General features: G+C 46.0%; 12 protein-coding genes and 1 rRNA gene. 12 read left to right on the top strand and 1 reads right to left on the bottom strand.

Going from position 1 to position 11,647, the window contains the following annotated elements; all coding sequences use genetic code 11:
- The 12 genes from rrf to rsmI form a co-directional block, all read left to right on the top strand.
- Positions 1-93 (top strand): 5S ribosomal RNA (gene rrf, locus QOZ98_RS18810); the annotation flags it as partial.
- A 165-nt stretch (positions 94-258) separates the two neighbouring features.
- Positions 259-1,695, top strand: coding sequence for an aminotransferase class I/II-fold pyridoxal phosphate-dependent enzyme (locus QOZ98_RS18805; RefSeq protein ID WP_308788763.1), 1,437 nt, complete (start codon positions 259-261; stop codon positions 1,693-1,695).
- A 58-nt stretch (positions 1,696-1,753) separates the two neighbouring features.
- Positions 1,754-3,280: an exopolyphosphatase gene (gene ppx / locus QOZ98_RS18800; RefSeq protein WP_308788762.1), complete on the top strand. Its 1,527-nt coding sequence runs from the start codon at positions 1,754-1,756 to the stop codon at positions 3,278-3,280.
- 90 nt (positions 3,281-3,370) lie between these two features.
- A complete protein-coding gene (locus QOZ98_RS18795) occupies positions 3,371-5,482 on the top strand; it encodes an RNA degradosome polyphosphate kinase (RefSeq protein WP_308788761.1) in 2,112 nt (703 codons plus the stop codon).
- A 139-nt stretch (positions 5,483-5,621) separates the two neighbouring features.
- A complete protein-coding gene (tmk, locus tag QOZ98_RS18790; protein ID WP_308788760.1) occupies positions 5,622-6,272 on the top strand; it encodes a dTMP kinase in 651 nt (216 codons plus the stop codon).
- 116 nt (positions 6,273-6,388) lie between these two features.
- On the top strand, positions 6,389-6,718 hold the full coding sequence (locus QOZ98_RS18785) for a cyclic-di-AMP receptor (RefSeq protein ID WP_146559492.1): 330 nt from the start codon (positions 6,389-6,391) through the stop codon (positions 6,716-6,718).
- A gap of 111 nt (positions 6,719-6,829) precedes the next feature.
- Complete coding sequence (gene holB / locus QOZ98_RS18780; protein ID WP_308788759.1) at positions 6,830-7,822, top strand: DNA polymerase III subunit delta'; 993 nt, start codon at positions 6,830-6,832, stop codon at positions 7,820-7,822.
- Positions 7,823-7,825: 3 nt separating this feature from the next.
- A complete protein-coding gene (locus tag QOZ98_RS18775) occupies positions 7,826-8,638 on the top strand; it encodes a PSP1 domain-containing protein (protein ID WP_308788758.1) in 813 nt (270 codons plus the stop codon).
- Positions 8,639-8,648: 10 nt separating this feature from the next.
- Positions 8,649-9,008, top strand: coding sequence for a DNA replication initiation control protein YabA (gene yabA / locus QOZ98_RS18770; RefSeq protein ID WP_142830599.1), 360 nt, complete (start codon positions 8,649-8,651; stop codon positions 9,006-9,008).
- 100 nt (positions 9,009-9,108) lie between these two features.
- Positions 9,109-9,846 (top strand): tRNA1(Val) (adenine(37)-N6)-methyltransferase, encoded by a 738-nt coding sequence (locus tag QOZ98_RS18765; protein WP_308788757.1) that lies wholly within the window; start codon positions 9,109-9,111, stop codon positions 9,844-9,846.
- Positions 9,833-10,102 carry a GIY-YIG nuclease family protein gene (locus QOZ98_RS18760; RefSeq protein WP_308788756.1) on the top strand — a complete coding sequence of 90 codons (270 nt, stop codon included), beginning with the start codon at positions 9,833-9,835 and terminating at the stop codon, positions 10,100-10,102. Before QOZ98_RS18765 ends, QOZ98_RS18760 begins: the two co-directional genes overlap by 14 nt.
- Positions 10,099-10,968 (top strand): 16S rRNA (cytidine(1402)-2'-O)-methyltransferase, encoded by an 870-nt coding sequence (rsmI, locus tag QOZ98_RS18755; protein WP_308788755.1) that lies wholly within the window; start codon positions 10,099-10,101, stop codon positions 10,966-10,968. The genes QOZ98_RS18760 and rsmI overlap by 4 nt, the downstream gene beginning before the upstream one ends.
- Before the next feature lie 413 nt (positions 10,969-11,381).
- On the opposite strand, the gene QOZ98_RS18750 is transcribed toward rsmI, so the two are convergent.
- Positions 11,382-11,647 (bottom strand): hypothetical protein (locus tag QOZ98_RS18750; RefSeq protein ID WP_308788754.1); only part of this gene is annotated, 266 nt, incomplete at its 5' end.

Raw genomic sequence — 11,647 nt, 5'->3', positions numbered from 1 at the left:
CACACCCGTTCCCATCCCGAACACGGCAGTTAAGCTCTTTTGCGCCGATGGTAGTTGGGGGTCTCCCCCTGTGAGAGTAGGACGTCGCTGGGCAACCAAACAAAACAAGTCGTTACCGATTCCGGTAACGGCTTGTTTTTTATTTCCACGAGAAATCAATGGCATTTTGAAATCATCCCAGTCTTTCTGTTTCAAAACCACCGCTCTTAGCTGAAGTTGCTATAATGGGAGTAATCAATCAATGTGAGGATGGAAACTATGACTCAACGACGTCCAATAGTGGATGCTTTGATACAGCATCAAAACAGACAGCCTATTTCTTTTCATGTGCCAGGGCATAAACACGGCATTTTATCGGGGCTGCCGAAAGAAATCCAGTCGGCGCTTCATTACGATTTGACGGAACTGACAGGACTGGATGATCTTCATTATCCGGAAGAAGCGATTAAAGATGCTCAGCTTTTATTGGCGGAGGCATATGAGGCACAGGAAAGCTTCTTATTGGTCAATGGCTCGACGGTAGGGAATTTGGCAATGATCCACGCAGCCTGTAAAGAAGGGGATGTGGTGATCGTTCAGCGCAATTCACATAAGTCGATCTTCCATGCGCTGGAGCTGACGCGTGTACGTCCTGTTTACGTGTCGCCGAAATGGGATGAGAGATCTATGACAGCTGCTGGAGTGCCTCTTAAGGCAATAGAAGCAGCTATAGAGGCGTATCCGGAAGCAAAAGCAGTGGTGCTGACGTATCCGAATTACTACGGGATGGTTTCCAATGAACTGGGGGCAATTATTGCTGTATGCCATGAAAAGAATATCGCAGTTTTGGTAGACGAGGCACATGGTGCCCATTTTCAGGCGGGTTCGCCGTTTCCAGTCTCATCTTTGGCTCTCGGTGCGGACGTAGTGGTGCAGTCAGCGCATAAAACATTGCCGGCAATGACGATGGGCTCTTTTTTGCATGTTGGCAGTGATCGGGTGAATGTAAAAAGAATCCAAAAATACTTGCGAATGTTTCAATCGAGCAGTCCGTCGTATTTGCTCCTGGCTTCTTTGGATGATGCGCGGTCCTATGTGCAAAATTATTCGCAGCCTGATATTCGGATGTTCATTGAAAAGAGAGAGCGTTTTCTTAGCAGTTTGCGGATGATTCCACATTTGACTGTGGTGGAATCCGATGATCCGTTAAAAATCATGTTGAGGGCAGATCATCACAGCGGCTACCAGCTGAAACAGCAGCTTGAGCAAGCAGGGATTGAAGTGGAGCTGGCCGATCTTTTCCAAGTGCTGCTGATTTTGCCTCTTTTGAAACAATGGCATGCCTATCCGTTTGCAGAAGTCCGCAGCCGGTTAAAAGAAGCAGTTATGCGGCTTGAGGGGGAAACAAGGCAGGAAACCAAACGTACGGTTCTGCAGCAGTTGGATGTCACGGTTCCAGAATTGTCTTTTGAAGAAATTGATTTGGCTGATCAGGAATGGATTTCGTATACACAAATCATCGGGCGGATTGCTGCCGGCATGGTGATTCCATATCCTCCCGGCATTCCGTTAATGGTGGCTGGTGAAAAATGGACGTTGACCAAAGTGGAAGAGCTGATGAATTACTTGGCTTCGGAAGCACAGATCCAGGGTGACCACCGGCTGGAGTCCAAGCAACTGCCGGTGCTTCAACAAGGTGTGCAAGAGAATGGATAAGGCATAAAGAGGGTATACTGTAATATTATTTAAATGGTAAAGAATGTGGGGGATTTTCATGGAGCAAGAAAAATACGCAATCATTGATATCGGTTCGAACACCATCCGTCTGGTTATCTATACACGGGACAAAAGCGGTCGTTTTACAGAAAGTGAAAACGTTAAGGCGGTTGCCCGTCTCCGCAATTATTTAAATGAAGACAATCTGTTGGAACGTGAAGGAATCGATATATTGGTCAAAACGTTAAAGAGTTTCCAGGAAGTTACCCGCCACCATCAATTGAAGGCGATCAAATGTGTCGCTACAGCGGCTGTCCGCCAAGCGGAAAATCAGGACGAAATTATGGAAGCAGTCGAGAGTGAGACCGATTTTACCATCCGTATCCTGTCTGAATTTGAAGAGGCGAACTATGGTTATTTGGCAGTGGTCAATTCGACGCCCTTCACCAGCGGCATCACAGTAGATATTGGTGGAGGCAGTACAGAAATTACGTATTTCAATGATCGCCAGCTGATTTATTTCTACAGTTTCCCATTTGGTGCATTGTCTTTAAAACAGCAGTTTATCCAAGGAAATACACCGACTAAAGGTGAACTGCGTGAATTGCGTTCATTTTTGAAAGAGCAATTTGATCAGCTGGAGTGGCTGGCCGATAAACGCCTGCCATTGATTGGGATCGGGGGAAGTGCGCGGAACATGGCTCAGATTCATCAAGAGCATGTTGAGTATCCTTTGACTGGCGTTCATCAGTATAGAATGAGCAGGGACGATGTAGAAGAGATGAATGATTTATTGAAGTCTCTGGAGTTTTCGGATTTGCAGCGGCTTGAAGGTTTGTCGAAGGACCGGGCGGATATCATCATTCCCGCACTTGAAGTGTTCCGGTATTTAATGGAGTTGATAGATACGGAAGAGTTTGCTCTTAGCAGAAAAGGCTTGAGAGATGGTGTTTTCTATGAAGAAACGACCAAAGATTTCGATTTATCGGTCTTTCCGAACGTTGTAGAAGAAAGTTTCCACGAACTGGCTATCGACTATGACATCAATTTGACTCATGCATTTCATGTGACGAACAGTGCATTGCTGATTTCAAAAGAATTGGAAGAGGTAGGTATGCTGTCTTTGCAGGAAGAAGATTACAAACGTCTGAAGCTGAGCAGCGCCCTTTATAACTTAGGGAGCTATATCGATTCCGAGTCGAGCCACCAGCATACATTTTACTTGCTAAGCAACCGGACTATTGACGGCCTGTTGCACAAAGAGCGGGTCATCGTTGCATTGATGGCTTCGTTTAAGAATAAGGAAACCTTTAAACGCAACATCGCAATCTATGAAGAATGGTTCGGCAAGGAAGAACTGGCTAAATACAGCTTGCTTGGTGCCATCATTAAGCTGGCATACAGTTTAAATGCTACAAAACGTGACATTGTAGAAACCATTGAACTGGAAGAAAAAGACGATAAGCTGATATTTTCTATTCGCTGCAGTGAAGATTGGAAACCGGAACAGTATCAGGTGGAGAAGCAGAAAAAACATTTGGAAAAGCAGCTGAAGAAAACGATTGATTTTAAATTTTACAAATAATTAACATTGCAAAGGCCTGATCCAGCTTTTTAAAAAGCTGGATAATGGTACGATAATAGAATGGATTATAAGTAAAAGGTGGAATCGAAATTGGAGACAGCGAAAAAAAAGAATGTGGAACTTAGAGAACCTGCTTATTACAATAACCGCGAATTAAGCTGGCTCGCTTTTAATGAACGAGTGTTAGAGGAAGCATTGGATAAACGAAATCCTTTGCTGGAGCGGTTTAAGTTTTTGTCCATTTTCAGCTCTAATCTGGATGAATTTTTTATGGTCCGGGTAGCCGGGCTGCAGGACCAGGTAAAAGTTGGGTTTACGAAACCCGAAAACAAAGCCGGCATGACCCCGAAACAGCAATTAAATGAAATCGCGATGAAGACCCATCGATTGGTGGACCTGCAATACGAAACTTTGCAAAACAATTTGCTGCCAAAACTTCAAAAAGAGAATGTGGAATTTGTAAAGATGGCGAATTTGAGCGCAGATCAATTGGTTGTCATGGAAAAGCATTTTGAAGATCATATCTTCCCTGTGCTGACGCCGATGGCCATTGATGCATACCGTCCTTTTCCCATGTTATTGAATAAAAGCATTAATTTAGCGGTAGTACTGCAAGACGAAGTGGAACAGGCTGAAGAAGGGCAGAAAATTGCCATCGTCCAAGTTCCCTCTGTGTTGGATCGTTTTGTCCGCTTGGATTCCAAAAAAGGAAGCCACAAGCTGATTTTATTGGAAGATGTCATCGCCTTTTTTATCCAAAAGCTTTTTCATGGCTTCAAAGTCATATCGGCATCTGTGTTCCGCATTACCCGAAATGCTGACATGACTATCCATGAAGAAGGGGCACGTGACTTGCTCAAGGAAATTGAAGAAGAACTCCGCAAACGGAAGTGGGGAGCGGCTGTGCGTCTTGAAATCCAGCAGCCAGGATTTGATCCGGCTATTTTGGATTACTTGACAGATGAACTGGAAGTCCATAAAAAAGACGTCTATGCTATTGAAGGATTTCTGGATTTGACGGTCTTTTTCAATTTTTATAAAAAGATGGCGCCGATTTGGGAGCATTTGGTCTTTGAAGGAAAAGTATCACAGTTGCCAGCTGCAATGGAAACTGGCAAAGACATTTTCCAAAAGGTCAGTGAGCAGGATGTCTTTCTCCATCATCCGTACGAGTCATTTGAACCGGTTGTGCAATTTATCTCCGAAGCAGCCGACGATCGCGATGTACTGGCCATCAAGCAGACGCTCTACCGGGTCAGCGGCGATTCACCAGTTATCAAAGCGCTGAAAAGAGCCGCTGAAAATGGCAAGCAAGTAACGGTACTGGTTGAATTGAAAGCCCGTTTTGACGAGGAGAACAATGTCCAATGGGCAAAAGAGCTGGAAAAAGCCGGATGTCATGTTATTTACGGCATGACCCACTTGAAGACGCACAGCAAAATCACTTTGGTGGTCCGCAAAAAAGACAACAAGATTGAACGCTTTGTTCATTTGGGCACGGGCAATTATAATGACCAAACGGCGAAAATTTATACAGATATGAGTTTGTTCACTTCTAAAAGGCAATTTGGGATCGATGCCACCAACTTTTTCAACTATTTGAGCGGCTATACCGAAAAGCCGGAATTCCATTATTTATCGGTGGCGCCTTTTACCATTCGTACCGATATTATCGACTTGATCGATGCTGAAATCCGCTTCCAGAAAAAGCAGGGCAATGGCCGAATCGTTGCAAAAATGAATTCGTTGACCGATAAAACTATTATAATGAAATTGTATGAAGCGTCGAATGCTGGAGTGAAAGTGGAGTTAATCGTCAGAGGGATCTGCTGTTTACGTCCTGGCATTCCAGGCGTCAGTGAAAACATCCAGGTGCGCAGCATTGTCGGCAGCTTGCTCGAACATAGCCGGGTTTATTTCTTCAACCATAACGGCAAAGCCAAGATCTTTTTATCGTCAGCGGATATGATGACCCGAAATTTGAACAATCGCATTGAAATCTTGTTCCCGATAGTCGATGAGGACATTAAGGAACAGGTTAAGAGCATATTGGAGCTGGGGCTTGCTGACAATGTCAAAGCAAGAGAACAGGATGCTGCTGGCGTGTATCATTATGTACCGCGCAAAAATGATGAGCCGGCAATAGACAGCCAAATGGAGCTGTTCCGCAGGGCTTACCAAGTGGCAGAAGACGAGGAATAATGAGGAAGCCGTTCATTTCCGCATGGAGACGGACGGTTTTTTTTTTGGTCACTACAAAACCGAAGTTATTTCGTGTATAGTATAAAGAGTTTAAAACAGTACATAATGATTAATTTCATGGAATAAGGTGAACAGAAAAATGAGTTATTTGATCAATCTGGAAGGCGGGGAAGGATCGGGCAAGTCTACGATCCTGAAAATGCTGGCAGATGCACTAGAGGAAAAAGGATTTTCTGTCGTCAGTACACGGGAACCAGGCGGCATCGAGATTGCCGAACAAATCCGTAATGTGATCCTGGACCGGGAGAACACCGCTATGGATGCGAGGACAGAGGCTTTATTGTATGCTGCGGCAAGAAGGCAGCATTTGGTTGAGAAAATTATTCCGGCACTTGAGGCGGGAAGCATCGTCCTGTGCGACCGCTACATCGATTCAAGCCTGGCTTATCAAGGGTATGCGCGTGGGCTTGGGATGGAAGAAATTTTTGCCATCAATAAGTTTGCTATTGATGACTACATGCCGGACATGACACTTTATTTTGATGTGAATCCGAAAGTCGGATTGGCACGGATTGAAAAAGATTTGGACCGGGAAATAAATCGCCTGGATGTAGAATCGATGAAGTTCCACTACAAAGTGAGAGAAGGCTATCTATTGCTATTAAGCCAGAATCCAGAGCGCATTCGCCTGATTAATGCAGAGAATGAGCTGGACATCGTTTTTGCAGATGCATTGGAGACGGCTGTACGCTTTATAGAAGAACGGCAAACGGCAGTCGATCCTTCTTAGGATCGGCTGTCTTTTTGCAGGGTTTATTTTTCGGTAAAGTGCTGGAAAGATGTGCAGCGTATATCTTCGTTCATGTTATACTTATATAGAAGAAAGATAAAAAGGAGTGAGTGCTGATGAAACTCGTAGTAGCAGTTGTACAGGACCAAGACAGTAACCGATTATCCAATGCGTTAACGAAAAACGATTTCCGGGCTACAAAACTTGCCAGTACAGGAGGGTTTTTGCGCTCAGGGAATACGACCTTTTTAATCGGTGTAGAAGATGAACTCGTACCGAAATTGCTGGACTTGATTCGTGAAAACTGCCGATCTCGTGAACAGATGGTAGCACCTGTCTCACCAATGGGCGGCAATGCTGATTCATATATTCCCTACCCAGTAGAGGTTGAAGTGGGCGGAGCGACTATTTTTGTACTGCCGATTGAACAGTTCCATCATTTTTAATAACAGGTTTTCTGCAATAAATGACAGGGTTGCCTGTCACCCAGCACCATAATGAATACCCGTGCTCCATTCGGAACACGGGATTTTTTACAAAGTCTGAAGGTGGAAGTTATGCAAAAAACGACAGCTGAATTTTTGGAAATGCAGCCGGTGGTGATGAAGCGGCTTCAAGGTGCCTATGCGAAAGATCGGTTGGCGCATGCTTACTTGTTCGAGGGTCCTGCCGGCTCCGGGAAAAAAGAGATTACCCATTTCTTCGTCAAGCTTTTGCTGTGCGAATCCCCTGTGCAAAATGTTCCATGTGAAACATGTCGGAGCTGCCAGCTTTATAATTCCGGCAATCATACGAATGTTATTTTCATCGAACCGGATGGCCAAAACATTAAAATTGACCAAATCCGTGAGTTGATTTTCAAATTGAATAAGACCGGACTGAATACAGGCCGTAAAATATACGTGATTGAGCAGGCAGATCGGATGAACAACTCTTCTGCCAATGCTTTGTTGAAGTTTTTGGAGGAACCGGAGTTTAACGTGACGGCAATTCTTTTGACTGAGCGGCTTAATGCGCTTATGAGTACGATCCGATCCCGTTGCCAACTGGTATCGTTCCGGCCGCTGTCACGACCGAAGCTGATGGAGAAATTGATGGAAGGCGGCATGACTGAATCGATGGCTGCAACTGTCAGCATGCTGACCCAAAGCGAAGAAGAAGCAGTTGCTTTGAGTCAGGATGAACAATTTGCTCAAGCCAGGAAAACAGTGCTGAAACTGGTGGAAGTGGCTGGCAGCAATGTCCATGAAGCTCTTTTGATGCTTCAGGCTGAATGGCTGCCGTTATTTAAAGAAAAAGAAGATGCCGAAAGAGGCCTGGACATGTTATTATTTGCATATCGGGACATCGCTTCGGTAAAAGCAGGTCTTGAAACTGCACGAACATATCCAGACATGGAAGAAACTTGGAAGCAGATGGCTCTCCAGCGTTCTTTTACGGTATTGTCCAAGCAGTTGCAGGCTGTGTTACAAGCCAAACAACAATTGCCGCGCAATATGAACCGGACGCTGTTGATGGAGCAGTTAATGCTGAATCTGCAGGAGGGGTAGCATTTGTATAACGTGATAGGAGTCCGCTTTAAAAAAGCGGGTAAAATATATTATTTCGATCCAGGTGAATTAGGGATTGAAAAGGACGATTACGTCATTGTGGAAACAGCACGCGGCGTAGAATACGGAAAAGTGGTCGTGCCAACAAAAACAGTTGGCGAAAACGATGTTGTCCTGCCTTTAAAGCAGGTGGTCCGGGTAGCAACTGAGCGCGATCGCCAGCAGGTGGAAGAAAACCGCCTGGAAGCAAGCCGAGCTTTTGAACTGGGCACCGGCAAAATTGAAGAGCATCGGTTGGATATGAAACTGGTGGATGTTGAATACACATTCGACCGAAATAAAGTGGTTTTTTACTTTACAGCGGAAGGCCGTGTGGATTTTCGGAACTTGGTCAAAGACCTGGCCTCCATTTTCCGTACACGCATCGAACTTCGCCAAATCGGCGTCCGTGATGAAGCTAAAATGCTCGGCGGAATCGGTCCCTGCGGCCGGATGCTCTGCTGTTCGACATTTTTAGGTGATTTTGAGCCCGTGTCAATTAAAATGGCAAAAGATCAAAACCTGTCGCTGAATCCTTCGAAAATCTCCGGTTTATGCGGCCGTTTGATGTGCTGCTTAAAATATGAGAATGACGAATATGAAACAGCGAAAAAGGAAATGCCGGATGTTGGAACACGCGTAACGACGCCAGATGGCGATGGCCGAGTGGTGGGCATGAATATTCTGGAACGGGTGTTAAAAGTTCGCTTATCTGAGCAGGAACAGACACTTGAATATACATTAGATGAGATAATGGGCCAAGGAACGAGAGCGTGAGGTGGTTTAAGTGAAGGAAAAGAATTTTTTAGATACGGTCATGGAGTTTGAACAGCAGCTTCAATCGATGCAGGAACAATTTAGCGAACTAAAAGCGGTCGTAGCCCGGACGATGGAAGAACATCATGCGTTGCAATTGGAGAATCATCATTTGCGTACACGTTTGGATGAATTTCATAAAGCAGTGCCGGAAGTGGCAGCTGTGGATCCGGTGAAATTGAAAAAAGCCGTGATGGATATCGGTGAAGGCTACGATAACTTAGCACGCTTGTATCATGAAGGCTACCATGTCTGTAATGTGCATTTTGGCAGTTCCCGAAAAGGCGACGATTGCCTGTTCTGTTTGTCATTTCTGAACAAGCAGAACTGAAAAATAAGGACAGCTAAGCAGCTGTTTGAAAGACGATAAAGAGAAAGGCTTCCGACACTCCGTGTGGCGGCAGCCTTTTGTTATGCTGGGAGTTGAACAAATGTTAGTGGATGATGAAAGACTTGATTATTTATTGGCGGAAGACCTGCGGATTATTCAAAGTCCGTCGGTGTTTTCGTTTTCGCTGGATGCGGTCCTGTTGGCGCGTTTCGCTTATGTTCCGCTAAAACGGGGAACCATCGTGGACCTGTGTACTGGCAATGGGGCGATTCCGCTGTTTTTGAGTGCCCGCACGGAATCCCGCATCATCGGGGTCGAGTTGCAGGACCGGCTTGCCCATATGGCGCGGCGCAGTGTGGCCTACAATGGCCTTGAGCAGCAGATTGAGATTATAGAAGGCGATGTCAAAAACATGCCGGCACAGCTGGGCTTTGAAAAATACGATGTGGTGACTTGCAACCCGCCTTATTTCCCAGCACACGAGATGAGTGACAAAAATATCAGTGAGCATATGGCGATTGCGCGGCACGAGCTGCACCTGACGTTGGATGAAGCGGTCTTGTCAGCAAGCCAACTATTGAAGCAAGGCGGAAAAGCAGCCTTCGTCCATCGTTCCGGCCGTTTGATCGATTTGATTACGGCAATGCGCGCGAACCGATTGGAACCGAAACGGATCCGCCTGGTTTATCCGAAAGCCGGCAAAGAAGCCAATACGCTACTGATTGAAGGCATCAAAGACGGCAAGCCCGATTTGAAGATCTTGCCGCCATTGATTGTCTACGGAGACAACGGGGAATATACCGAAGAAGTGCGGGAATTGTTATATGGCAGCGAGTGAACACTATTTTTATGTTCTGGAATGCGCCGATCAGTCTTACTATGCGGGTTACACCAACGATCTAGCAAGTCGTCTGGCTGCGCATAATGCTGGAAAAGGCGCGAAATACACGCGTGCCAAAGGGCCATCCAAGCTGATCTACCATGAATGCTATGATACGAAACCGGCAGCGATGAAAGCGGAGTATGCTTTCAAGCAATTAACAAAGGCGCAAAAAATCCGTTATATTGCTGAAGGAAAGGAGAACGGCAAATGAAATCCCAAAAAAGTTTTCAGCACAAGACAGCCACTTTGTATTTGGTGGCAACACCCATCGGCAATTTGGAAGACATGACAATACGCGCTTTGCGCATCCTAAAAGAAGTGGATATTATTGCAGCAGAAGATACGCGCAATACAAAAAATCTCTGTAATTATTTTGATATCCAGACCAAATTGGTCAGTTATCATGAACACAATCAGGAAAGCGGAGGCTTTAAGATCCTGTCATATCTGGAAGAAGGCAAGTCTGTGGCTCTGGTTAGCGATGCCGGGATGCCATGCATTTCCGATCCAGGAGAAGACATCGTCAAACGGGCGGTTGCTGAAGACTACCCTGTCGTGCCGATACCTGGAGCCAATGCAGCACTCAGCGCGCTAATCGCATCCGGAATTTCGCCGCAGCCTTTTTTGTTTTACGGATTCCTATCGCGCAATAAAAAAGACCGGCAGACAGAACTGGAACTCCTCAGCCAGAAAGAAGAAACCCTTATCTTTTATGAAGCTCCCCACCGGCTGAAGGAAAGCTTAAAGAGCATTCAAAAAGCAGTAGGCGACGAACGGAAGATCACATTGGCACGGGAAGTGACAAAGAAATTTGAAGAGTTTCTGAGAGGAACGGCTGCTGAAGCGGTAGCCTGGGCTGAAGAAAATGAAATCCGCGGTGAGTTTTGCCTGGTGCTGGAAGGCAACCAAGACCCTGAGCCTTTGGAAAATGTGAAATGGTGGGAGAACCTGTCTATTGAAGAGCACGTAGACCAGCTGATCGAGACCAAGAACCTGACATCCAAGGAAGCCATCAAAGAAGCAGCAATTGAACGCCAATTGTCCAAGAGGGAAGTTTACCAGGCTTATCATACTTAGAAAAGCGGAAGCGCCCGTGTAGGTCTGACGGGCATAAGACAGACCAGCAGAGTGGCGATCTTTGCCACGGCGCTGGGTTGGCTTATGACCCGAAGAGCTGGGCGTTGGAGTCTGGACAATAGGAAAAGCGGAAGCGCCCGTGTAGATTCGACGGGCATAAGACAGGCCGACGAAGCGGCGTTCTTTGCCGCACAGTCGGTTTGGCTTATGACCCAAGAATCTGGGTGCTGGAGTCTGGACAATAAGAAAAGCGGAAGCGCCCGTTTAGGTCCGACGGGCATAAGACGCGCTGGCGAAGCGGCGTATTTCAGCCGCACAGCTAGAGTGGCTTATGACCCTAGGACCTGGGCGCTGGAGTCTGGACAATGAAGAAAAGCGCAGCAGCCGTTTAGCCCCGACAAGCGCTGGAAGCCTTACCGGTAATGGCGGTCTTTGCCATTGCGGGTAAGGCTGAAGCGACTCGAGGGGCTGGCTGCTGGAGTCTGGACAAAGAGAAAAGCGGAAGCACCCGTGTAGATTCGACAAGGGTTAAAATTACAAGTTTCTTGAACACGAAAAAACCAGGATGCCAACGCATCCTGGTTTTTCAGGCTGTCGAGAAACCCTCTCGACAGCCTTTTTTTGTTTATTTTGATATTTTTTTGAGGTAAACTAAAAGAAAATGAAGGAGCGATGTCCC

This window comes from Planomicrobium stackebrandtii (assembly GCF_030814955.1).
Classification (GTDB): Bacteria; Bacillota; Bacilli; order Bacillales_A; family Planococcaceae; genus Planococcus; species Planococcus stackebrandtii.
This window is presented reverse-complemented; position numbering and strand designations above follow the sequence as displayed.